The organism is Labrys sp. Lb11 (assembly GCF_057554225.1).
In genome coordinates, this window is sequence record NZ_BAAJOT010000006.1 from 92,836 (window position 1) to 117,856 (window position 25,021).

Sequence of the window (25,021 nt, forward strand, 5' to 3'; positions counted from 1 at the left end):
CCTCATCAAGACCTGGACGGAGAAGGACGGTCACCCCGGCGAGACGATCATGGCTTCGAACATCACTCTTTCGGCAGGCGTCCGCGCAAACCTCCTCAACCTGCAGCAGACGGCCGCGCTGAAGGATCTGGTGCAGGGACGGCTCTCGACCGGCAAGAAGGTCAACTCCGCCCTCGACAACCCGACCAATTTCTTCACCGCGGCGGCGCTGACGGCCCGCTCCAACGACCTCAAGAGCCTGCTCGACGGCATTTCCAACGGCATCCAGACGCTGAAGGCGGCCGACAACGGCATCAGCTCCATCACCACCTCGATCGAGTCGCTGCAGGCCACCGTCCGCCAGGCCCGCCAGGACAAGTCCTACAAGAACGCCTCCTACGCTCTCGATCCGGCCGGCATCGGCACGGCCGCGGTCAAGTCGCTCTCCATCGCCGGCGGCGGCGTCGGCACGACTCCCGTCAAGATCGCGCTCAACGCCTCGACCTCGGTCACCGGCACGACGGCCTTCGCCGCGCCGGCCTCGGCCGGCAACCTGACGATCCGCGCCGACGACATGAACGGCGGCGCCAACGTCAGCGTCTCCATCACCCCCGCCGATACGCTGGACACCACGATCGCCAAGATCAACGCCGCCGCCGGCGGCGGTGTCGTCGCCTCCAAGGATGCCGGCGGTACCAGGCTGGTGCTGACCGATGCGGCGGGCAACAACCTCACCGTTACCGCCGGCGCCGCGATACAGGCCGCCACCGGCCTGAGCTCGGGGACCATCGTTCCGACGGTGAACAGCGCCGTGAAATCGGTCGACGAGATCGTCGACGCCATCAATTCCAACGTCAAGCTGAAGGGCCAGGTCCGCGCTTCCAACGACAGCGGCAAGCTGCGCATCGAGAACGACTACACCAAGGATCTGACCGTCGCCGGCTTCAATGCCGGCTCCGGCCAGTGGGACGGCTCCGCCGGTGTCCGGACGGTCGGCGGCAACGAGGTGCGTCAGAACCTGGTGGCCCAGTTCAACGAAGTCCGCGACCAGCTCAACAAGTTCGCCGACGACGCCTCGATCAACGGCGTCAACCTGCTGCGCGGCGACACGCTGAAGCTCAACTTCAACGAGAGCTCGACTTCCAGCCTGACGATCCAGTCCAAGGATCCCAAGGGCGTCAGCACAGACACGCTCGGCATCACCTCGGCGACCGTCGACGAGTTCGGCTCGGACGACGCGCTCGATACCCGCCTCAACCAGCTCACCGACGCCCTGACCAAGCTGCGCTCGCAGGCGGCCGCCTTCGGCTCCAAGCTGTCGATCGTCCAGAACCGCGAGGATTTCACCAAGGCGCTGACCAACACCCTGCAGGTCGGCGCCGACAAGCTCACCCTGGCCGACACCAACGAGGAGGGCGCCAACCTGCTGGCGCTCAACACCCGCCAGCAGTTGCAGACCACCTCGCTCTCCTTCGCCTCGCAGGCCGACCAGGCCGTGCTGCAGTTCCTGCGCTGAGCCCGGCCGCGCTTCGGCGCTGGCCCGGCCGCGCTTCGGCGCCGGCACGCCGGCGCCTGTTCCCGAGGTAACGGGGCGCCAGGATTCTTGCCGCCGTCGATTGCGGCCGGCCAAGCCTCCCCTTAGTCTCCCCCCGAACCGCGCCGCGCGCCGCAACGGCGCGCGCATATGCATTCGGCAAGGAGACTGCCATGATCGCCGCGCAAGCTTGTCCCGGGCTGGCGGGGGCCGCGCTTCGCCAGAAACGCCTTTCCGGTCAAGCTCATCGGGCCGATTCTCGAATCGTCGGCGCAACCCGGCGCGCCAATCCCAGATCCCGATTCGCGTTCTCCCCCTCCGGCTGGATGCAGGCGGTGCTGGCCGCGCTGCTCGTCGTCTTGATGTCTTCCGCCAATGCTTTGGCGGCAAAGGGGTTCCAGAGTGACCGCTATGACTGGGTGGTGAGCGACTATCAGCGCGGCCTCGCCACCCTGGCCAAGTCGGTCACCAAGACGCTGCCTCAGCTGCAGAAGGATCTCGCCGCCACCGAGGCGGCCGGCAATGCCCGCAACACCGCTGTGGTGATCGAGCAGGTCCTGACCCGTTCGCCCCAGGACCGCGGCCTCTGGTCCAAGCTCGCCGGCCAGTTGCTGGAGGCCGAGCCGCTGAACGACCAGGACGGTTACGAACTGCCGAACAAGGCGCTCGGCGCAGCGCTGCTGGCCTATCGCCTGTCGAGCGATCCGGCAGACAAGGCGGCAAGCCTCGACCTCGTCGCTCAGGCCCTGGCCAAGAAGGAGGACTGGCGCCCGGCCCTCAACGCCTACAAGGCCAGCCTCGCGCTGGTGCCGGACGAGTCGGTGCAGAAGGCCTATGAGGACCTGCGCGACGAGCACGGCTTCCGCATCAGCGACTACACCGTGGAGAGCGACGCGGCCCAGCCGCGCATCTGCTTCGACCTCTCCGATCCGCCCGACAACACGGTGACGGACTTCGCGCCCTACTTCACCCAGGACCCCGGCCCGGTCACGGCCGTCACCGTCCAGGGCACCAAGCTGTGCGTCGAGGGCCTGAAGCACGGCGCGCGCTACACCATCACCGCCCGCCAGGGCCTGCCCTCGGCCGTGGACGAGCCGCTCGCCAAGGATGCCGAGTACCAGATCTATGTGCGCGACCGTTCGCCGGCCGTGCATTTCGCCGGCAAGAGCTATGTCCTGCCGCGTACCGGCCAGAACGGTGTGCCGGTGGTCTCGGTCAATTCGAAGCAGGCCAAGCTGGCGCTCTACCGCATCGGCGACCGCAGCCTGACGGCGGCGGTGATCGATGCCAATTTCCTGCAGCAGCTCTATGGCGAGCAGGCCTCCGACATCGCCCGCACCAAGGGCGAGAAGGTCTGGGAAGGCACGCTGGAGACGGCCGCGCCGCTCAACGAGGACGTCACCACCGCCTTCCCGGTGGACGAGGCGCTCGGCAAGATCGAGCCGGGCCTCTATGTCATGACCGCCCAGCCGGCCGAGAAGCCCGCGGACGACTATGCCGAGCGGGCGACGCAATGGTTCGTGGTGTCCGACCTCGGCCTGTCGACGCTGAAGGGCAAGGACGGCCTGCATGTCGGCGTGCGCTCGCTCGCCTCGGCCGCGCCTCTGGCCGATGTCGAGGTACGCCTGCTCGCCCGCAACAACGAGGTGCTGGGCACGGCGAAGACCGACGCCGACGGCGTCGCCGCCTTCGATGCCGGCCTGACCAAGGGCAGCGACGGCCTGGAGCCGGCGCTGGTCGTCGCCTCCGGCGCCAAGGGTGACTACGGGTTCATCGACATCACCCAGCCCGCCTTCGACCTGACCGACCGCGGCGTCTCGGGCCGCGACCCGCCGGGCGCGATCGACGCCTTCGTCTATGTCGAGCGCGGCGTCTATCGGCGCGGCGAGACCGTGCATGCCGCCGTGCTGCTGCGCGACGAGAAGGCGAACGCGGTGGCCGATGCGCCGGTGACGCTGGTGGTCGAGCGCCCCGACGGCGTCGAATATTCGCGCAACGTGCTGAGCGACCAGGGCGGCGGCGGGCGGGTGCTCGACATCCCGCTGCTCAAGTCGGCCGCCGGCGGCACCTGGCGGGTGCGGGCCTTCACCGATCCCAAGGGCTCGCCCGTCGGCGAGACCTCGTTCCTGGTCGAGGACTATGTGCCAGACCGGATCGAGTTCGACCTCAAGGCGAGCGTCGAGCGGGTCTCGCCCGACGCCGGCGCCCGGCTCGTGGTCGACGGCCGCTATCTGTTCGGTGCCCCCGCCGCCAATCTCGACCTCGAAGGCGACGTGTCGGTCTCGGTCGACGACGCCCCCTTCCCCCAGTGGAAGGACTATGCCTTCGGCCTGACCGACGAGAGCGTCGATGCGGTGCAGAACACCATCGACAACCTTGCCCAGACCGATGCGAAGGGACATGCGGACCTGACCGTGCCGCTGCCCGAACTGCCGACGACGACGCGGCCCCTGAAGGCGGATTTCGCCATTCGCATGCGCGAGCCCGGCGGGCGCGGCGTCGAGCGCAGCCTGACCCTGCCGGTCGCTTCGGCCAAGCCGCTGCTCGGCATCAGGGCGAGCTTCGGCAGCGAGGGCGTGCGCGAGGGGGAACCGGCGACCTTCGATCTGATCGCGATCGATCCAACCGGCGGGCGCATCGCCGCCAAGGGCGTGACCTGGTCGCTGAAGAAGCTGACCACGACCTATCAATGGTTCTCCACCGACGGCTCCTGGACCTACGAGGCCGTGACCTCGGCGCGCAAGATCGCCGGCGGCACCCTCGACATCGCCGCCGACAAGCCGGCCGCGCTGTCCTCTCCGGTGGACTGGGGCCAGTATCGGCTCGAGATCGTCGCCGACGGACAGCAACCAGCCAGCAGGACCTTCTCGGCGGGCTACTATACCGCTGCCAAGGCCGACACGCCCGACACGCTGCCGGTGGCGCTGGACAAGACCAGCGTCAGATCCGGCGACACGCTCAACGTCAAGATCGATGCGCGCTTCGCCGGCAAGGCCAGCGTCGAGGTGGTCGGCGACCGGCTGTTCTCCGCCAGCCTCGTCGACGTGCCCGAAGGCGGCACCACCGTGCCGGTCACGGTCGGCCGCGACTGGGGCACGGGCGCCTATGTCGTGGTGACGCAGTTCCGGCCGATGGACGTCGAAGCCAAGCGCATGCCGACGCGCTTGATCGGCCTGGCCTGGTTCGGCATCGACCGCAGCGAGCGCACGCTCAAGGTGGCCCTGTCGCCGCCGGGCGTGATGAAGCCTCGCCAGGCGCTGACCGTGCCGGTGAAGGTCGACGGCCTCGCCGCCGGCGACAAGGCCTATGTCACGGTTGCCGCCGTCGACGTCGGCATCCTCAACCTGACCGGGTACAAGCCGCCGGAGCCGGAAAAATATTATTTCGACCAGAAGCGGCTCTCGGCCGAGCTGCGCGACCTCTACGGCCAGCTCATCGATGGCATGCAGGGCGCGCGCGGCCGCATCCGCTCGGGCGGCGACGGCGGCGCCGACACGCTGCAGGGCTCGCCGCCGGCGCAGGCGCCGCTGGCGCAGTTCTCCGGCATCGTCGAGGTCGGCCCTGACGGCACGGCGCAGGTGTCCTTCGACATCCCCGCCTTCAATGGCACCGTGCGCGTGATGGCGGTGGCCTGGACGCCGACGAAGGTCGGCCATGCCTCGGCCGACGTCATCGTGCGCGATCCCGTCGTCATCGCCGGCACGCTGCCGCGGTTCCTCTCGGACGGCGACCAGTCGCGCTTCCGCCTCGACCTGCTCAATGCCGAGGCGCCGCCCGGAGACTACACCCTCGCCGTTACCGTCGAGGGACCGATCGCCGCGGAGCCCGCGGCGCTCTACCAGACCGTCACCATCGGCGAGGCCGGTGCGCGCACGCCGGTCAACATCCCGATCACCGCCTCCGGCATCGGCACGGCGCGCCTCGTCGCCACGCTCGCTGGCCCCGGCGGAGTCTCGATCGACCAGACCTATGTGCTCGGCGTGCTGCCGCCCAATCCGCCGGTGACGCGCCGTACGGTGCGCGAACTGGCGGCCAGGGGCGGCTCGATCGCGCTCAGCACCGATCTCCTTGCCGAGATGGTGCCCGGGACCGGCGCCGTGTCGCTCTCGGTCGGCCCGCTGACCGATCTCGACGTGCCGGGCCTGCTCAAGGATCTCGACCGCTATCCCTATGGCTGCTCCGAGCAATTGGTCAGCCGCGCCCTGCCGCTGCTCTATCTCAGCGAGCTCGGCGGCGCCGGCATCGATATCGACGGTGACGTCAACCAGCGTCTCGCCGACACGGTGCAGCGCCTGCTCGCCCGTCAGGATGCCTCCGGCGCCTTCGGCCTGTGGGACGCGAACGGCGGCGACCTCTGGCTCTCCGCCTATGTCACGGACTTCCTGCTCCGGGCTCGCGAGAAGAGCTTCGCCGTGCCGGAGCAGGCCCTGACCAATGCGGTCGACTATCTGCGCAACCGGGTCGGCAACGCGCCGGAGGTCGAGGACGGCAAGGGCGAGGACATCGCCTATGCGCTCTACACGCTGGCCCGGGCCGGACGCGCCCCGGCCGGCGACCTCAAATATTTCGCCGACACCAAGATCGGCGCCTTCGGCACCGCGCTCGCCCGGGCCCAGATCGCCGCGGCGCTCGGCATGCTCGGCGACAAGACCCGGGCCGAGGAGGCCTTCGCCTCGGCCGGCGAGGCGCTGGCCTCCCAGGCCGGCGAGACCGAGCGCGCCAGCCGCTCCGACTACGGTTCGGTGCTGCGGGATGCCGCCGCCATCGTGGCGCTCGCCGGCGACAGCGGGGCCGGCGTGCCGGTGATCAAGGCGGCCGCGACCGTGATCGCCGACGAGCGGGCCAAGAGCCGCCACGCCTCCACCCAGGAGATGACCTGGATGGTGCTGGCCGCCCGCTCGCTGGTGGCGCAGGCGCGTGCCATCCGCGTCACCGCCGACGGCGAGCCGCAGCAGGGCGCCTTCTATCGGGTGTTCCGCGAGACCGCGCTGGCCAAGCCCTTCACCGTCGCCAATGACGGCGAGGAGCCGCTGCGCGCCGTGGTCGCCGCGTCCGGTTCGCCCAAGGTGCCGGAGCCGGCGGCCGCGAACGGCATGACGCTGACCCGGCAATACTTCACCCAGGGCGGCCAGCCCGTCGATCCGGCGACGGTGAAGCAGAACACCCGCCTGGTCGTGGTGCTGACGGCCGGGCCGACGGGCGAGGACAAGACCGGCAACTTCCTGCTGGTCGACCCGCTGCCCGCCGGCTTCGAGATCGAGAACCCGAACCTGGTCGGCTCGGGCAACGCCGGCAAGCTGCCCTGGCTTTCCGACCTCACCGATATCGGCCATGCCGAGTTCCGCGACGACCGTTTCGTCGCGGCCTTCAGCGACGATGCGGCCAAGGTGGCCTACATGGTCCGGGCGGTGGCGCCCGGCCGCTATGTCCATCCCGGCGCCAGCGTCGAGGACATGTACCGGCCCGACCGCTCCGCCCGCGGCGCGACCGGCACCGTGACGGTGGTCGAGAAGTGAGCGGGCTGGCGAACAGGGCGCGCGTGCCCCCTTCCGGCAGGGAATGGGGCTGGGGCGGCTGGTTCGGAGCAGGAGCGGGCGCAGACAAGCCTTCTCCAACGAAGTTGGGGAAGGTGGCCCGACGAAGTCGGGTCGGATGGGGTGCGGCGGGCAGGGCTCCGGCTTCGCCGGCATGGCATGACGGTGGTGCAAGCAGGGCCGAGGTCTTGTCTTGCGGTGGTGCGAGACACCCCGATTCCGACCTCAACGCGACGCGTGGGCCTTCCCTCCCCCTTGCGGGGAGGGATAAAGGGTGGGGAGTGTACAGGATAGGACGAGCCCTACGCCAACGGCCCCCAGCCCCTTACCTCTCCCCGCAAGGGGGAGGGGAGCGGTCGGCGTCGCGCCTCAAGCTGTTATGCGCGAGCGGTGACTCACCTCTGCTCCTCCCTTCCGCCCGGCGCCGGGGGCTGCCATGAGCGGCCGGCGCTTTCCTGTCCTGTGCGCGACGCTGCTGACCGGCATCGTCCTCGTCAACGCCGCCGGCTTCGGGCTGTCCGAGGTGCTGCGTCGCCTCGGTCCGCCGCCGCTCGACCGGCCGATCACCTATTCGCCGCTGGTGGTCGACCGCGACGGCCGCCTGCTCAGGCCCTTCACCACCGCCGACGGCTTCTGGCGCCTGCCCGCGGCGCCGGCCGATGTGGACAAGCGCTTCCTCGCCATGCTGGTGGCCTATGAGGACAAGCGCTTCTACGAGCATCCCGGTGTCGACGCCCGGGCCCTGCTGCGTGCCGCCTGGCAGGCGGTGCGGCACGGCCGCGTGATCTCCGGCGGCTCGACGCTGACCATGCAGGTGGCGCGCCTGATGGAGCCGCGGCCGGAGCGGACGATCGGAGCCAAGCTGATCGAGATGGTGCGCGCCGTGCAGATCGAGCAGGCGCTCGGCAAGGAGCAGATCCTGGCCCTCTATCTCGCGCTTGCCCCCTATGGCGGCAATCTGGAAGGCGTGCGCGCCGCATCGCTGGCCTATTTCGGCAAGGAGCCGCGGCGGCTCTCGACGGCCGAGTCGGCGCTGCTGGTCGCCCTGCCGCAATCGCCGGAGGTGCGCCGGCCCGATCGCGACGCCCGGGCGGCCGACGCCGCCAGGACCCGGGTGCTGGCGCGCCTCGTCGGCAGCGGCGCCGTCGGCCACGACCAGGCCGAGGCAGCCCGGTTGGAGCCGACGCCGACGGGACGCAAGGCGTTTCCGATTCTCGCCGCCCATGTGGCCGAGCGGCTGGCGCGGGGCGATGCCGACGGCACGGTGGAGCGCACCACCCTGTCGCGGCCATTGCAGGAGCAACTCGAGGCCCTGGCGCGCGAGCGGGCGGGCTCGCTCGGCGGCGGCGTCTCCGTCGCCATCCTGGCCATCGACAATGCCAGCGGCGAGGTGCGCGCCCATGTCGGCGGCGTCGGCTATTTCGACCGCGGCCGGGCCGGGCAGATGGATCTGGCGCAGGCCCTGCGTTCGCCCGGCTCCACCCTGAAGCCCTTCATCTACGGCCTCGCCTTCGAGGACGGCCTCGCCCATCCCGAGACGCTGGTCGACGACAGGCCGGCCCGGTTCGGCGCCTATCAGCCCGAAAATTTCGACGACCGTTTCCAGGGCACGGTGACCATGCGCCGGGCGCTGCAGCAGTCGCTCAACGTTCCGGCGGTGCTGCTCCTGAAGGCGGTCGGGCCGGCCAGGCTGATCGCGCGGCTGAAGAATGCCGGGGTCACGGCGGCATTGCCGCCCGATGCCGCGCCGGGCCTCGCCGTCGGCCTGGGTGGAGCCGGCATACGTCTCACCGACCTCGCCACGCTGTATCTGGCGCTGGCCCGCGGCGGCGACGCCGTCGCGCTGGCATGGCAACCCGGCCGGGTCGGGGAGGAGAGGGCCACCCGCCGCCTCTTCGAACCCGCCGCCGCCTGGCAGGTCGCCGACGTGCTGATCGGGGCACCGCCGCCTGAGAACGCGCTCGGCGGCCGCATCGCCTACAAGACCGGCACCTCCTATGGCTATCGCGACGCCTGGGCCGTCGGCTTCGATGGCGCCAATACCATCGCCGTCTGGGTCGGACGGCCGGATGGCGCGCCGGTGCCCGGGCTGGTGGGGCGCCTGAGCGCCGCGCCGGTGCTGTTCGACGCCTTCCAGCGCGTCGCGGAACGTCGCGTGCCGCTCGCCGGGCCGCCGCCCGGCGTCGTCTTCGCCCGCACGGAGCAATTGCCGGCGGCGCTGCAGCGCTTCCGCCCGGACGGCCTGCCCGAGACCGCAGCGGCCGGCCCTGGCGACGCGCCGCTGACCATCGCCTTCCCACCCAACGGAGCGCGGGTCGACCTGGGCGCCAACGGGCCGGGCGCGCCGCTGGCCCTGAAGGCCATGGGCGGGGCGCCGCCCTTCACCTGGCTGGTCGACGGCGCGCCGATCGTCACCGGCGAGATCCGCCGGCTTGCGGCGTGGGAGACACCGGCCAAGGGGTTCGCCCGCCTGTCCGTGATCGATGCCAAGGGGCGCACGGCGCGGTCGCTGATCCGGGTGGACTGAGCGGGGGCGCTATCGCGTCCGCTTGCGCAACTCCTCCAGCGTTTCCATCCGGGCCTGCGCCACGTCCCACAATGTCTTGGTCGCGCCGGCGACGAGCGCCTCGATCACCGCGAAGATCGCCGCGTTCGAATCCCAGTTCGACGGCACCACGATCCGCGCCGAGATCACGTGCTTGGCCTGCCGCGCGATCGGCGACAGCCACTGGTCGGTCAGGAGCACGATGGTGGAGCCGCGGGCCGCCGCCTCCTCCGCCAGCAGCACGACGTCCTCCTGGTAGCGACGGATGTCGAAGACGACCAGCACGTCGCGCTTGCCGAAGTCGATGACCTGATCGTGCCAGGTCGCTGCCTGGCCCTCGATCAGCACGACGTCCGGACGGATGACGCGCAGGTGCCGCACCGCATAAAGTGCGATCGCCTCGGTCAGCCTCCCGCCGACCACATGGATGCGCCGCTTCGTGTCGCAGAGCAGTGACAGGATGGCGTCGAACTCGGCCGGGGCGATCGCATCGAAGGTCTGCGTGACGTTGGCGATCACCGCATTGGCGAAATCCGTGAGAGGCGAAGGCGACTTGGCCGGCGAGGACTGCTTCATCAGCGGCGATTGCAGCTGCGCTTCCAGCTCCTCCTTCAGGCGGCGCTGGAAATCGGCATAAGCTGTGAAGCCCAGCCGTGAGATGAAGCGCAGGATCGAGGGGGCCGAGACCCCGGCCCGGGCCGCAAACTGCGCCACCGTCTCCAGCCCGGCGAAGGGATAGTTCGAAAGGAGCACATGCGCCGCACGCCGTTCCGTCGGCGTCAGCTCGCCGACCCGGGCACGGATGTCGGTTGCCAAGGTGCCGCCGGCGATGGTCGGGGCGAATGTGGACGCCGTCATGCTGCGATTCCCCAGATAGCCTTGCCCGGGTCTCAAGGCACGTTCGATCCGGACGAGCTCCGAAGCCCGCTTGTCTCGCTACCCCGGGCGTAGCCGGGCCGGCGATCTCAGCAGACTGAACGTCACATTCGCAATTGACAAGCCATGCCGCCGTGTACTCAAAATAACGCATCCAGCTCAATCGGCGGTGGGCGTAACGAATGTTCAAGACGCAGGGCAAGCCGGCCGCCCCCAGCGCCGGTAACGTCAACGCCGCCGTCTGGCCGGGCCACGAGGCGGCTGCGGTCGAGAATGCGGCGGGACGCGCGCGCCTCGTCATCGCCTGCGACCATGCCTCCAACCATGTCCCCGCCCGCTTCACCGATCTCGGTCTGTCGCAGGCCGATCTTCAGCGCCACATCGCCTGGGACCCCGGCGCACTGGGCGTGTCGCGCAGCCTCATGCGCCGCCTCGACGCGCCGCTGGTGCGAAGCTGCGTCTCGCGGCTGGTGCTCGACTGCAACCGCGAGCCGAGCGTGTTCGATTCGGTGCCGGAATCGAGCGAGGATACGCCCATTCCCGGCAATCTCGGGTTGACGGAGGCGGACCGTGCCTGGCGGGTACGCGAGGTATACGAGCCGTTCCATCAGGCCCTGGCCGCCACCGTCGCCGGGCAGAGCGCGGACGGCCCGGTCGCGGTGGTCAGCGTGCACAGTTTCACGCCGGTCTATCGCGGCATTTCGCGGCCCTGGCATATCGGCGTCCTTTTCGACCGGGACCGCAGCCTGTCCGAGCCCATTCTTCAGGCTCTGCGTCGCGAAAACGGGCTCGTCGTCGGTGAAAACCAGCCTTACAGTCCCGATGATCGGGTCTACCACACGCTCGACCGGCACGCGCAGTCGCGCGGGCTGCCGAGCGTCATGATCGAGATCCGCAACGATCTCATCGCCACGCCCGAGGCCGAGGAAGCCTGGGGCGATCGACTAGCAGGAGTGATTGCCGAAGCGCTTCCGGGCGCGCTCGAAGAAGGGCCGGGTCAGCCGGCCGGATAGAGCGCGCCGACGGGAGCATCATCTAGACGCGACCGTGAGGTCACAACAGCGGGGGTTGGTCCAGTGACTGAACATCAGGACGAGGACACGAAAGTCCTCCATTCGATGGGTTATGCGCAGGAGTTGTCGCGCCGCATGCGCGGTTTCTCCAACTTCGCCATTTCGTTCTCGATCATCTGCATCCTGGCGGGCGGCATCACGACCTTCAACGTGGCGCTGTCCTCCGGCGGCCCGTTCTCGGTGACCGTGGGCTGGATCATCGGCGGCCTGTTCGCACTCGTCGTCGCCTGCGGCCTCGCACAGATCGCGTCGGCCTACCCGACCGCGGGCGGCCTTTATCACTGGGCCTCGATCCTGGGGGGGAGGGGGCTCGGTTGGGTCACGGCCTGGATCAACATGATCGGCCTGATCTTCGTGGTCGCCTCGGTGAACTTCGGCGTCTACCTGCTGTTCCGCGACCTCGTGCTCGCCGGCGTCTTCGGCATGGACATTTCCGGCTGGACCAGCACCGTCCCGCTCGACCATGGCTGGTGGGTCCAGGCGATCGTCATCACGCTGATCTGCGCCAGCCAGGCCCTGTTCAACCATTTCGGCATCCGCGTCACCACGATCCTGACCGACTTCTCCGGCTACCTCATCTTCGTGGTGTCGGTCATCCTGATGCTGGCGATGTTCTCCTATGCGCCGTCCTGGGATCTGTCGAAGCTGTTCACCTTTGTCAACAACACCGGCGATCCTGGCGGCGGCGTCGTTCCGGAGCCTCGCAGCGCCCTGATCGCGGTGCTCATCGGCCTGCTCTATCCGATCTACACCATCACCGGCTTCGACGCCTCGGCCCACACCTCCGAGGAGACCGTCGATGCCCGGCGGGCCGTGCCGCGCGGCATGATTCACTCGGTGTTCTGGTCGCTGCTGTTCGGCTTCTTCATGGCCGCCTCGTTCATCGTCGCCATGCCCGACATCACGGCCGGCGCGAAGGACGGCGCCAACGCCTTCTTCAACCTGTTCGCCAACCTGCCGATGCCGAAGGTCCTGCGCGACTTCCTGGCCATCGCCATCGTCCTGTCGAACTATCTGTGCGCCCTGGCCGGCATGACCTCCACCTCGCGCATGCTGTTCGCCTTCGCCCGCGACGGCGGCCTGCCGGCGTCCAGGGCGGTCGCCTATGTCAGCCCGGTCTACCGCACGCCCGTGGTCGCCATCTGGGTGACGGCGGCGCTGGCGGCGGGCGCGACCTATTATGCGCCGTTCATGCTGGCGCTGGCGGCGGGCTGCGCCCTGTTCCTCTATATCTCCTACGCCATCCCGATCGCGGCCGGCATGATGGCCGAGGGCAAGACCTGGACCGAGTTCGGCCCGTTCCGTCTCGGCGCCCTGTCCAAGCCCTTCGCGGTCATCACCATCATCGGCGCCGTCGTGCTGGCCTATGCCGGCACGCAGCCGCCCTTCAATCCGATCATCCTGCCTCTGTTCCCCGACCTGCCCGTGCCCTTGAACTGGCTCACCAACCCGTTGGTCTTCATCGCCGTCGCGCTGATCGTCGGCTGGTTCGCCAGCGAGTCCCGCCGCTTCAAGGGGCCGCCGATCGGGGCCGACATCGCCAGGCGCCAGGCCGAGATCGCCGCCGCGGAAGCGGCCGTGGGCGAACGGGCCTGATCCGGTTCCAAAGGGCCGCGGGCCCCACCCGCGGCTCGTCCTCCCCGATGCCAGCCATCTTGTTCCTCTGAAAACGAATGTTGGGAGTTGAGCGGACCATGACGAAGCCCGCCAAGCCGAAGACTGTTGCCGACGCCCTTGCCTATGTTCGCGAGCGCGGCGTTCCCGAGGTGAAGGTCGGTGCCTTCGACATCGACGGCATCTTCCGCGGCAAGTACATGGCGCGCGAAAAATTCGAGAGCGCGCTGGAGAAGGGGTTCGGTTTCTGCAATGTCGTGCTCGGCTGGGACAGCAACGACCAGCTCTACGACAACACCACCTTCGCCGGCTGGCACAACGGCTATCGTGACGCCAATGCCCGCATCCTGCCCGAGACGATGCGCACCATCCCCTTCGAGGATGACATTCCGCTGTTCATCGCCGAGTTCGCCGACGACGCGGAGGCGATCTGCCCCCGCGGCACGCTTCGCCGCGTCCTCGCCCGCGCCAGGGACATGGGCTACGCCGTCTCGGCCGCAGCGGAATTCGAATTCTTCGTCTTCGAGGAGACGCCGCATTCGGTGCGCGAGAAGCGCTATCGCAACCTCAAGAACATCACGCCCGGCTTCTACGGCTATTCCATGCTGCGGGCCGGCGTCCATGCCGATTTCTACCAGGAGCTGCTCGATACCTGCCGCGCCATGGACATGGAGATCGAGGGCTTGCACACCGAGACCGGTCCGGGCGTGCTGGAGGCGGCGTTGCGCGTCGACGACGCCCTGACGATGGCCGACAAGGCGGCCCTGTTCAAGACCTACACCAAGATCCTGGCGCAGCGGCGCGGCTGGATGGCGACCTTCATGGCCAAGTGGTCGCGCGACTGGCCGGGCCAGTCCGGTCATCTCCACGCCTCGCTGCAAAGCCTCAAGACCGGCAAGGGCGTCTTCCACGACAAGACCAAGCCCCATGCGATGTCGGACGAGATGCGCTGGTTCGTCGGCGGCCAGCAGGCGCTGATGCCCGAACTGCTGGCGATGGTCGCCTGCACCGTCAACTCCTACACCCGGCTGATTCCAGGGTTCTGGGCGCCGACCGACGCCAGCTGGGGGGTGGAGAACCGCACCACGGCGCTGCGTGTCATTCCCGGCTCGGAGAAATCGCAGCGGGTCGAGTACCGCGTCGCCGCCGCCGACATCAATCCCTATATCGCGCTCGCCGCCGCCATCGGTTCGGGCCTGTGGGGCATCGAGAACAGGATCGAGCCGGATGCGGCGGTCATGGGATCGTCCTACGACGTCAGGTTCCCGAAGAAGCGGCAATTGCCGCGCAGCCTGATCGAGGCTGCCGGCAGGCTGAAAGTGTCGAAGCCGGCGCGGGCCCTGTTCGGCGATGCCTTCGTCGATCACTATGCAGCCACCCGCGAATGGGAAGAGCGGGAATTCCGCAAGGCCATCACCGATTGGGAGATGGAGCGGTATTTCGAGATCATCTAAGATTGTTTCGGCGTCCGCCTCGCCGCCGCGCGCCCCGGCGCGGGCGCCCTCGGTTCGAAATCGGCGCGACAGGTCGGGGGAGCCCCGGCGGCGCATGAGAGAAGCATCATGACCGACATCGTCTGCATCTCCCCCATCGACGGCAAGGAGCTGGTCCGCCGGCCTGCCGTGAGCGACAGCGAGATCGAGGCCGCGCTCGTCGCCGCCCGGTTCGCCCAGAAGGCCTGGCGCAGGCTCTCCGTCCAGGAGCGTTCGGACTACGTGCTGAAGTTCCTGGACGCCATGCTGGCGATGAACCAGGAGGTCGTGCCCGAGCTCGCCCAGCAGATGGGCCGGCCGGTGCGCTATGGCGGCGAGTTCCGCGGCTTCGAGGAACGCGTGCGCTACATGGTCCGCATCGCCGAGGCGAGCCTGGCGCCGACGGTCCCCGATGACGACCGGCCGGGCTTCCGCCGCGCCATCAAGCGCGAGCCGCTCGGGCTGGTGCTGGTGGTCGCGCCCTGGAACTACCCCTTCATGACCGCGGTGAACACCGTCGCCCCGGCCCTGATCGCCGGCAATGCGGTGATCCTCAAGCATGCCTCTCAGACCATCCTGGTCGGCGAGCGCTTCCAGAAGGCGATGGACGCTGCCGGCCTGCCCAAGGGCGTCTTCCAGAACCTCGTCCTCACCCATGAGCAGACCTCGAAGCTGCTGGAGGGCGGCCGGGTCGACCATTGCAACTTCACCGGCTCGGTCGCCGGCGGGCGCGCCATTGAGAAGGCGGCGGCCGGCACCTTCACCACGCTCGGGCTCGAGCTCGGCGGCAAGGATCCGGCCTATGTCCGCGCCGACGCCAACCTGACGCACGCTGTCGAAAACCTGGTCGACGGTGCCTTCTACAATTCCGGCCAATGCTGCTGCGGCATCGAGCGGGTCTATGTCCACGAGAGCCTCTACGATCGTTTCGTCGACGGCTTCGTCGACCTGACGCGCGGCTATGTGCTGGGCAACCCGCTGGACGAGGCGACGACCCTCGGCCCCATGGCCAATGTCCGCTTCGCCGACTGGGTGAGGAAGCAGACCGCCGAGGCGCTGGCCAAGGGCGCCAAGGCCCATATCGACGTGTCGACCCAGAAGGCCGATGTCGGCAACACCGCCTATCTCGCCCCCCAGGTCCTCACCGAGGTCGACCATTCCATGTCGGTGATGCGCGAGGAGAGCTTCGGGCCCGTCGTCGGCATCATGAAGGTCAAGTCGGACGAGGAAGCGATCGGCCTGATGAACGATTCGCCCTACGGCCTCACCGCGGCGATCTGGACCCAGGACATCGATGCGGCCGAGCGCATCGGTGCCGAGATCGAGACCGGCACGGTATTCATGAACCGCTGCGACTATCTCGATCCGGGCCTGACCTGGACGGGGGTCAAGGATACCGGGCGAGGGGCCGGCCTCTCGAAGCTCGGCTTCGACGCGCTGACTCAGCCCAAGAGCTACCACCTGCGTACCCTTTGATCCCTGTGCCGGTCCTCTCCCGGGACCGGCCTTCCCGCGTGCCGCCGGCCCGTCGGGCCGGCATCCCCTGGCAAACAGGCCGGCGCGGCGCCGGCGAATCGGAAACGGCCATGTCCTCAGCAAACTCCCCCAGAGCCAACTGGAGCTATCCCACCGCCCTGCGCTTCGGCGCCGGCCGCATCTCCGAGCTCGCCAATGCCTGCGAAGCCGCGGGCATGAAGGCGCCGCTGCTGGTCACCGATCCTTTCCTGGCGACGCAGCCCATGACCCGGGCGGCGCTCGACAGCCTGAAGGCGGCGGGCCTCAAGGCCGACATCTTCTCCGACGTCAAGCCGAACCCGGTCGAGTCCAACGTCTATGCCGGTATCGAGGTGTTGCGGAAGGGCGGGCATGACGGCGTGGTCGCCTTTGGCGGCGGTTCCGGCCTCGATGCCGGCAAGGCCATCGCCTTCATGGCCGGCCAGAAGCGGCCGATGTGGGATTTCGAGGACATCGGCGACTGGTGGACAAGGGCCGACCCCAAGGGCATCGCCCCGACCGTTGCCGTGCCGACCACCGCCGGCACCGGCTCGGAGGTCGGCCGAGCCTCGGTGATCACCCAGGAGAAGACCCACACCAAGAAGGTGATCTTCCATCCGCTGATGATGCCGAAGGTGACGATCTGCGATCCGGAGCTCACCGTCGGCATGCCCAGGCACATCACCGCCGGCACCGGCCTCGACGCCCTGGCCCATTGCCTGGAAGCCTATTGCTCGCCTTTCTACCATCCGATGGCCGAGGGCATGGCGGTGGAGGGCGTGCGCCTGGTGAGGGAATATCTGCCGCGCGCCTACAAGGACGGCACCGACATCGAGGCTCGCGCCCAGATGATGTCGGCCGCGGTGATCGGCGCCACCGCCTTCCAGAAGGGGCTCGGCGCCATCCACGCTCTGTCGCATCCGGTGGGCGCGCTGTATGACACCCATCACGGCCTGACCAACGCCGTGTTCATGCCCTACGTCCTGGCCTTCAACAAGAGGGCGGTGAAGGAGAAGATCGAGCGCCTCGCCGCCTTTGCCGGCCTCAAGCCCCGCTTCTCCGCCTTCCTGGACTGGACGCTGGCGCTGCGCGAGGAACTCGGCGTGCCGCACACCCTCGCCGGCCTCAAGGTCGACGACGGCAAGTTCGACCTGATGTCGAAGATGGCGCCGAAGGACCCGACGGCCGGCGGCAATCCGGTGAAGCTGACCCGGGCCGGTGCTTTGAGGCTCTATCGCAAGGCGCTGGAAGGCAAGGTCTGACGGGCCCGTCCCGAGAGCGGGGGAGGCGGCCGTGCTGCTTTCCCCGCAGGCGCCGCCACCCCCCGAAAGGCCGATGCGAGCATTCGTGGTGCTGCCCCGCCGGGGCGCCGGCGGCATCTGCCTGGGGCGGGAGCCGGTGTCGGGGGACTGATTCGCCGGCAATCGAACGCCCATCCCGCCGCCGGTTGCCGTAACCGGCGGGGTTTTCTGCCCGCGACAACCATCACGATCTGGTGATATCGAAGGCCCGCCCCCTGCGGGACTGCAGCCGGATCCGCCGAACCGGGTCCCGTTGCACCGCAAGCGGCGACGGATCATTCGACATGTCCAAGCAGTGCTCCGAAGCCTCGCCGCCCCGGCCCGGCCCCGCGCCGTCGGCAAGGGGCGACATCGCTCTGCTGGAGAGCCGCATCGCATCCCTGCCGTGCTGGCGGGCTCCGGTCGACATCGCGCCGCTGCCGGGTGGCCTCAGCAATTGCAATTTTATCGTGCATTGCGCCGGCGAGCGCTTCGTCGTCCGCATCGGCCGATCGGCGTCGCCCCATCCGGTCGATCGGCAGGCCGAGATCGCCGCGACGCGAGCGGCCGCCCGCGCCGGCCTCTGCCCCGAGCTCGTCCATGCCGAGGCGGGGGCGCTGGTGCTGCGCCATGTCGCCGGGCGCACTCTGGAGGCCGCCGATCTCGTGCGACCGGATATGCTCCGCCGGGTCGCCTTCGTGCTTGCGGCCTGCCGCACCGTCCTGCCGGGCTTCTATGACGGTCCGCGCCTCGACCGCACGCCGGCGGCGATCCTGGCGCACTATCGGCGCCTGCTGACCGCACGACCGAACCGCTGGCGGGCGAGGATCCGCGGCCAGGCCGGGCGGATCCGGCGCTCCCTGGCGCTGCTGGCCCGCCAGCCCGGCGGCTTCGCCCACAACGATGTCCATGCCGGCAATTTCATCGATGACGGCAGCCGCCTCTGGCTGATCGATTGGGAATATGCCGGCTTCGGCCTGCCCATCGCCGACCTGGCCAGCCTGGCCGTCAACGGCGGTTTCGGCCCTGCCGACGACCGGGACCTGCTGACCCTGGCCGGGGACGGCTTCTTCAATCGAGGGTTGTGTATCGATTTCTCTGCTGCCCGCCTCGCCGCAGCGTTGCGCGATCTGTTCTGGGGCTATGCGCAGGACGCGTTCGGCGGTGGGTTCCCGGATGCGGAAGGCTATATCGCCATCAACGAGCGGCGAGTCAGGATCGAAACTGCCGCCATGCAGTCCGAGGTCGCCGCCGGCTAGGCCGTCCGGGGGACGATGGGGCGCGGTTGCACTTTTTCGACGCGAAATTGTCATAGTTTCGCACCAATTCCGCACGGAGAAATTCGCGCCGAGCGGGGGCGAAGGGCGACTCCCGGTCGTTCTCGGCGATGCTTTTCCCGAAGAGGGCGGTCTTATTCGAGGCTGTGGCGTGGCCGGAGCAGGCGACTGCGACGCCGCCTCAGCCCGAAACACGCCGTTCGTGCGCCCCGACATGACAGGTATGGAGGTCTGACTGCGGCAGCGGGCGAACGGATTGGCGCCGGTGTGGGTCCGGCGTGGATCTGGTCGCGGCCGCCTGCACGGATGCTCGCAAAAAATTTCAATACGAGTCGTTGCGTATTATAAAAAAATAAAATACGAGACGTTGTGTCTTGATATGTATAGGCCGATTTTCTGCATGAAAATCGGCGGCACCATTGCGTGGTGTCTGTGATCTGTTAGGGTATTCGTTAGGGTGAATACATGGCCATTCAAACAAATAGATTGAACGCTCGCGGAATTTTAACGCTGACAAGACCTGGGCGGCACGCCGACGGTGGCAATCTTTACTTGGTTGTTGACAGATCGGGTGCCAAGCGTTGGGTGTTCCTGTTCCGCCAGAACGGAAAATTGAACGAGATGGGCCTCGGCGGCCTGCGTGACGTTTCCCTTGCCCGAGCCCGTGAGCTGGCGAGGGGCGCTCGCGAACTGGTGGCCGGCGGCGTCAACCCGATCGAGGCGCGACGCGACCAGCGCAGCGTGCCCAGCTTCGGCGAGGTGGCGGACGAATTCATCGAGTCGATGTCGGCAAGCTGGCGCAGCCGCAAGCATGTCGGGCAGTGGACGACGACGCTGACCGAGGAAGCTGCGGCGTTGCGGCCGGTACCGGTCAACCGGATCACCACCCAGCATGTGCTGGCGGTGCTGAAGCCGATCTGGACGACCAAGCCGGCGACTGCCGCTCGGCTGCGGGGCCGGATCGAGCAGGTTCTCGATGCCGCCAAGGCGCTCGGCCATCGCGCCGGCGAGAACCCGGCGCTGTGGAAGGGGCACCTGCGCAACCTGCTGCCGGCACCGCAAAAATTGTCGCGCGGCCACCACCGCGCCCTGGCCTATCCGGAATTGCCCAGCTTCGTCAGTCGGTTGCAGGAGACGTCCAGCGTGCCGGCCCTGGCCCTCGAGTTTGCCATCCTCACCGCGGCCCGGTCGGGCGAGGTGCGCGGCGCCTGCTGGAGCGAGATCGACTTCGAGGCCAGGCTATGGACGGTGCCGGCCCGGCGGATGAAGGCCGGGCGTGAGCATCGCGTGCCTCTGTCGGACCGGGCGCTCGCGATCCTGCGCCACATGGCGAGCCTGCGCGAAACGGCCGACTTCGTGTTCGTGAGTTCGAGAGGTGCGCGGCCGCTGTCGGACACCACGCTGAGCACGCTGCCCAAGCGCCTCGAAGCCGACGTGACCGTGCATGGGTTCCGCTCCACTTTTCGCGACTGGTGCGGCGAGGCCACGCATTTCCCGCGGGAGATCGCCGAGGCCGCCCTCGCCCATACCGTCGGCGACCAGACCGAGCGGGCCTATCGCCGGGGTGACGCGCTGGAAAAGCGACGGAAGCTGATGGACGCCTGGGCTGACTATTGCCTGAGCAGCCACGGGACGAGCCGCATTGTGGCCGCGCGGCCGAGCCGGACCGGGGCAGGCGACCGCGTCACCGCCGGCGCCTGACCGGACAAGCGAAAGGGCCCGGCGTGAGCCGGGCCCTTCCTGCGACGATGGAAGCTGGACGGGATCAGAAGGTCCGCTTGATGCGGACGCCGCCCTGCCAGTAGTTGTCGTCCTTGAAGTTGATCAGGCCTTCGTTGTTGTCGTACTCGGTCGACTGGTACGACACTTCGCCCGCGATCGTCAGGCCGGGAACGACGGTGTAGGTCGCGTTCGCGCCAGCGACCCAGGCCTTGAAGTCCCGCACGATGATGCTGGAGATGTTGTTGCCGTCGGCCGTGAAGCCGGGGATGTTGCCGTTCTCGTAGTCGACATAGCTGCCGAAGGCGATCAGCTGCAGGGCCGGGGTGACGTTCACGCCGGCTTCACCGGTGATCGACCAGCCCTTGCCGCTGTCGGTGCCGCCGAACGAATTCACCCCGTAGTCATAGGCCGCTCCCGGGCGGCCGAGATAGTCGGATGCGCCATCGGCGTAGACGCCTTCCAGGACGACATAGGCGCCGGCCGCGAAGGGCAGGTTGACTGCGACCGAGCCGCCGACCGCCCAGCCGAACTTCTGATCCTTCGTGGTCTGCTCCTCCGAGAAGCGCGTGTCATGCAGCGCGCCGGAGAGCGCCACTTTGCCCCACTCCTGGTCGAGGCGCAACTGAGCGACGACGTCCGGAATGCGCTTGCCGCCATAGGTGCCGTTGACCGGCTCCTGACCGATGATTGCCCCTGTGACGGGGTCGATGATGGGGACGCCCTGGGCAAACTGGTAGTTGTGCTCGCCGCCGTCCTCGATCGACAGCGTCGCCGAGAAGCCGCCGCCGAAGGTCGCGGTGTATGCGATCAGGTTCACCGTATCCTGGGGCGCATAATAGCCGGCGAAGATCGTGTCGCCGTACTCGTTGTCGTAGAAGCCGAAGAACGAGTGGGCAAAGCCGGCGGTCAGACCGCCGAACTGGATGAAGGCCTTGTCGATCTTGCCTTGGAACGAGTTGCCGTCGCCGCCGGGGCGGTTGGTGTTGCCCGAATAGATGTTCATCTGGATGTAGGAGCGCAGCAGGCCGTACTCGGTCTGGGTGCGGGCGTCGAACTTCAGCCGGGCTTCCGTCCGGAAGTCGTAGCGGTCGCCGTCCTTGGTGCCGGCGCCCCAATAGTCCGAGCCGAAGGCGAGGTACTCGGCGCGGAGTTCGCCGCTGAGCCGCAGGCAGGTGTCGGTGCCGGGGATGTAGAAGAAGCCCTCACCGAACTCGGTGCAGACCTTCACATATTCAACCGCTTCCGCCGTGAGGGACGATTAATCGATTGAAATAAATATCGAATCTGCAGTCGGCACACCGAAGAACCCAACGATCATCCCAACAACGGCGGAATGGAGGGGGAGCGAAGGCCGCGTAGTACACGGACTCCGAGATTTCGCGGTCGGGGAGCGCACGTGTATGATACTGAATGAATACGCAAATCCCCGTGCGGACCGGGCTCCATATATTATTCGGCCATATCCGGTTTCGGCGGGGCGGATATTATTGGACACCGCCGCGAGTCCGCTCGCAGAAGGTGGTGCAATGGGACGCCTCGCTGGGATAGGTCGGAAATCGGCGAGATTTCAGCTTCTTGTCCAAGGCCGGAACGAGCACCGGGAAAGCGGCCGCAGGCGAGTCGCCGACGCGGCCTCGGCCGTTGGGGCGCGGGGTTGCGCAACGCCGGTTCCCGAATGCGGGGCGCCCCGCTCACGCTGCCGAGTTCGCCCAGCCTCGGTGGCCGCCCGGCCCGCTGAAACGGACTTCGCATCCGGACGGATCCGAACACAATCTTGCCTCGGACCGGGGCCCGGCCGAAGCCGGAAATTGTACGAGCCGGCGGGCGAACCGATTGAAGAATCGTAAAGATCTGTCCCGCTGTTGGATCGCGTTAAGGATGCGGTAAGGAACTGGTAACGCCTTGTTTACGAAGCGTCCCCGTCAGCCCGAAACGCTGTGGCCTTTTGGTGACACACGGCGGCAAAGAGACGGCATCTGGGCAAAACCGGGGCGATGCCTGTTGTTCCGTCTGCGCCGATGAGTAGGCTGCGATCATCGATTCACAAAGTTGGGTCGTGTCCGGAACGCCGACCGCAAAGTTGGGGAAACCGGGGTCTCGCGAACCGGTCGGAAGCCAAAGCGTGAAAGCGGTGCTTCGGATCAAACGATAATAGTCTTGGAGGTCATCCTATGACGATGAAGTCTCTTCTCCTCGGCGCCGCTGCCGGTCTGGTGACCGTTGGTGCTGCCCAGGCTGCCGATCTGCCGATGACGAAGGCGGAAGCGGTTGAATACGTTAAGGTCTGCACCGAGTTCGGTGAGGGCTTCTTCTACATCCCCGGCACCGACACCTGCCTGCGCATCTCGGGCGAAATCCGTGCCGATTACCGCTTCTATGACACCGCCGGCTACCGGCAGACCAACGCCTACGATTTCACGACGGAAGGCCGCGTGAAGTTCGATGCCCGCACCCAGACCGAATACGGCCTGCTGCGCTCGTTCTTCCAGATCAACGCCCGCGCCGGCAAGTCCGGCTTCGTCGGTCCCGATGGCGGATCCGACTTCAGCATCGACAAGGCGTTCATCCAGCTCGGTGGCCTGACCGCCGGTTACGCTCACACGTTCTTCGGCATCTACGACAACGACTACGGCGACACGATCTTCGCGCCGTACTACACGTCGCAGTCGACAGTGAACCTGCTCGCCTACACCGCGACCTTCGGCGGTGGCTTCTCGGCAACGCTGTCGATCGAAGACGGCGGCGAGCATCAGGCGATGCTCGATTCGGAATCGATCAAGGTCCTGGTTCCGGACCCGCTCAATCCCGGCATCGTCCAGGAAGAGACGGTCACCGCTCTCGGTTACGGCGGCAAGCGGGTTCCCGACGTCGTCGGCCAGCTCAAGTTCGAGCAGAGCTGGGGTAAGGTCGCGGCCTTCGCCGCTTCGCATCAGACGACCTTTGAGAACGAAAACGCGGGTAGCGAGTGGGGCTGGGCGGCCGGCGGTTCGCTGGTTGTCAACCTGCCGTTCGCGGGCGGCGGCTGGGTCGTGGTGGAAGGCGTGTATGCCGATGGCGCTGCCAACTATCTCGGCTCCCCGTCTTATAGCCTCAACATCAACGGCAACAACTATTCGTTCGGCGCGTATGATTATGCCGTCAGCCTCGACGGGCGGACTGACGCTGGCACGGGCTGGTCGGTTACCGGTGAAATCGGCGTGAACGTGACGCCGGCTCTGGTCCTGGTCGGGTTCGGCAGCTATGTCGACTATAGCCAGGGTACGCTGCGCGGGGTTATCACTGCTCCTGACTTCTCGGCCTACACCGTGGGTGCCAATGCCACCTACACGATCACGCCCGGCCTGACGCTCGGCGCCGAGGTGTCCTACACCAACGTCGATGTCAACAATTCCGACTATAAGGATAATGTCCTGGGCGGCAGCAGCGACGCCTGGCAGGGTGGCCTCCGCCTCAAGCGGACCTTCTGATTCAGATCAGCCGTACTTCTTGGAAAGCCCGGTGCAAGCCGGGCTTTTCTGCGTTTAGGTGCCTCATGGCAAGCCGCCGGTCCTTCGATCCGTCGATCCGGGTTACCTTGCCGACCGCTGGATGAAACCTGCGATCACCCTGATCACCTCGTCCGCCCACAGCACCGGCGCGTGGCCTTGCCCGGGTACGATCAGCGTCTCCATGTCGGGCCTTCGCGTCCGCATTGCGACCAGCGTCTCCTCCGACAGGATGTCGGAGCGTTCGCCCCGGATCGCCAGCAGCGGCACGCCCGCGAGGGCGTCGAAGAAAGGCCAGAGCGGGGGCAGGGGCCTGTCCGGCGACAGCGCCTCCAGGGCGGCGGTCAGCGCCGGATCATAGTCGGCTTCGAGGCGGCCGTTCCGCGCCACGAAGCTGCGCCGGGCGAGGCGCTCCCAGTCCGCGCCTGAGAAGGCCGGGAAGCTGCCGGCCATGGCGGCTTTCAGCACCGCTGCCGCATCCTCGAAGCTCCCCGGCGCCGGCAGGCGGCCGACATAGGTCTTGATCCGCAGCAGGCCGGCCATTTCGATCACCGGGCCGATATCGTTCAGCACCGCCGCGGCGATCGCAGCCTTGCGCGTCGCCGCCAGCAGCATGACATGCATGCCGCCGCGCGACGTGCCGATGAAGGCGGCGCGTTCGATTCCGGCGGCGGCGAGCAGCGCCTGTACGTCGGCATTCTCCACGGCGAGGTCGTATTTCTTCGGGTCGGGATCACGATCCGAGCGGCCACGGCCGCGATAGTCCAGGGCAAGAACCCGGCGCGGATGGTCGGAGTCGGTCGCCAGGGCCGAGGCCAGTTCGTGGAAATCGACCGAGCTGCGCGCCAGCCCCGGCAGGCAGATCACCGGCGAGGCGGCCGCGTCGCGCCGGCCATAGTCGCGGGCGTAGAGCTTCAGGCCGTCGGCGGAGGAATACCAGAAGTCGGTCCAGGGAGCGTCGAGGATCATGAGCGGGCACGGTTGGGTTGCGCCGCCCGCCGGCCGGACGGCCTGACCGCATTGTGCCGGCCGGGTTCCCGAAAATCCACCGGCGGAGCCTGATCCGGTGGAAGCCTATGTCCGATGGAAGCCTATGACGGAGTGCGCGTTCCGGCCGGCGGCACCGGACAGGGCGA

General features: G+C 67.9%; 13 protein-coding genes and 1 pseudogene. 11 read left to right on the plus strand and 3 right to left on the minus strand.

All coding sequences use genetic code 11. The features are described from left to right. Positions 1 to 49 precede the first annotated feature (49 nt). The 3 genes from AC27L4_RS22405 (at position 50) to pbpC (ending at position 9,574) form a co-directional block, all read left to right on the plus strand. Positions 50 to 1,495 (plus strand): flagellin N-terminal helical domain-containing protein, encoded by a 1,446-nt coding sequence (locus tag AC27L4_RS22405; protein ID WP_487144593.1) that lies wholly within the window; start codon positions 50 to 52, stop codon positions 1,493 to 1,495. A 353-nt stretch (positions 1,496 to 1,848) separates the two neighbouring features. Beyond that, positions 1,849 to 7,029: an alpha-2-macroglobulin family protein gene (locus AC27L4_RS22410; RefSeq protein WP_487144594.1), complete on the plus strand. Its 5,181-nt coding sequence runs from the start codon at positions 1,849 to 1,851 to the stop codon at positions 7,027 to 7,029. A 454-nt stretch (positions 7,030 to 7,483) separates the two neighbouring features. Continuing rightward, complete coding sequence (gene pbpC, locus AC27L4_RS22415; protein ID WP_487144595.1) at positions 7,484 to 9,574, plus strand: penicillin-binding protein 1C; 2,091 nt, start codon at positions 7,484 to 7,486, stop codon at positions 9,572 to 9,574. A gap of 9 nt (positions 9,575 to 9,583) precedes the next feature. Here the strand turns inward: pbpC and AC27L4_RS22420 are convergent, their stop codons facing one another. Continuing rightward, positions 9,584 to 10,450 (minus strand): MurR/RpiR family transcriptional regulator, encoded by an 867-nt coding sequence (locus AC27L4_RS22420; protein WP_487144596.1) that lies wholly within the window; start codon positions 10,448 to 10,450, stop codon positions 9,584 to 9,586. Positions 10,451 to 10,650: 200 nt separating this feature from the next. Here AC27L4_RS22420 and AC27L4_RS22425 point away from each other — a divergent pair, with 200 nt between their 5' ends. From AC27L4_RS22425 to AC27L4_RS22455, 7 genes are all read left to right on the plus strand, one after another. After that, complete coding sequence (locus AC27L4_RS22425) at positions 10,651 to 11,481, plus strand: N-formylglutamate amidohydrolase (RefSeq protein WP_487144597.1); 831 nt, start codon at positions 10,651 to 10,653, stop codon at positions 11,479 to 11,481. A gap of 135 nt (positions 11,482 to 11,616) precedes the next feature. After that, entirely contained in the window at positions 11,617 to 13,137 is a 1,521-nt protein-coding gene (locus AC27L4_RS22430) for an amino acid permease (protein WP_487144598.1), read from the plus strand. Positions 13,138 to 13,235: 98 nt separating this feature from the next. Next, positions 13,236 to 14,609, plus strand: a complete 1,374-nt coding sequence (locus AC27L4_RS22435; protein ID WP_487144599.1) for a glutamine synthetase family protein — start codon at positions 13,236 to 13,238, stop codon at positions 14,607 to 14,609. Positions 14,610 to 14,717: 108 nt separating this feature from the next. Beyond that, positions 14,718 to 16,103 carry an aldehyde dehydrogenase family protein gene (locus AC27L4_RS22440; RefSeq protein WP_487144600.1) on the plus strand — a complete coding sequence of 462 codons (1,386 nt, stop codon included), beginning with the start codon at positions 14,718 to 14,720 and terminating at the stop codon, positions 16,101 to 16,103. A 110-nt stretch (positions 16,104 to 16,213) separates the two neighbouring features. Beyond that, positions 16,214 to 17,383 carry an iron-containing alcohol dehydrogenase gene (locus tag AC27L4_RS22445; protein WP_487144601.1) on the plus strand — a complete coding sequence of 390 codons (1,170 nt, stop codon included), beginning with the start codon at positions 16,214 to 16,216 and terminating at the stop codon, positions 17,381 to 17,383. Positions 17,384 to 17,706: 323 nt separating this feature from the next. Then, positions 17,707 to 18,660, plus strand: coding sequence for a phosphotransferase (locus AC27L4_RS22450; RefSeq protein ID WP_487144602.1), 954 nt, complete (start codon positions 17,707 to 17,709; stop codon positions 18,658 to 18,660). A gap of 483 nt (positions 18,661 to 19,143) precedes the next feature. Further along, on the plus strand, positions 19,144 to 20,379 hold the full coding sequence (locus AC27L4_RS22455; RefSeq protein ID WP_487144603.1) for a tyrosine-type recombinase/integrase: 1,236 nt from the start codon (positions 19,144 to 19,146) through the stop codon (positions 20,377 to 20,379). Between the two features lie 64 nt (positions 20,380 to 20,443). Here the strand turns inward: AC27L4_RS22455 and AC27L4_RS22460 are convergent. Further along, positions 20,444 to 21,634: pseudogene (locus AC27L4_RS22460) on the minus strand (porin); the annotation flags it as partial. A gap of 937 nt (positions 21,635 to 22,571) precedes the next feature. On the opposite strand from AC27L4_RS22460, the gene AC27L4_RS22465 reads away from it, so the two are divergent. Continuing rightward, positions 22,572 to 23,867 carry a porin gene (locus AC27L4_RS22465; protein WP_487144604.1) on the plus strand — a complete coding sequence of 432 codons (1,296 nt, stop codon included), beginning with the start codon at positions 22,572 to 22,574 and terminating at the stop codon, positions 23,865 to 23,867. Positions 23,868 to 23,969: 102 nt separating this feature from the next. Here AC27L4_RS22465 and AC27L4_RS22470 read toward each other — a convergent pair whose 3' ends face one another. Next, positions 23,970 to 24,854, minus strand: coding sequence for an alpha/beta fold hydrolase (locus AC27L4_RS22470; protein ID WP_487144605.1), 885 nt, complete (start codon positions 24,852 to 24,854; stop codon positions 23,970 to 23,972). Positions 24,855 to 25,021 lie beyond the last annotated feature (167 nt).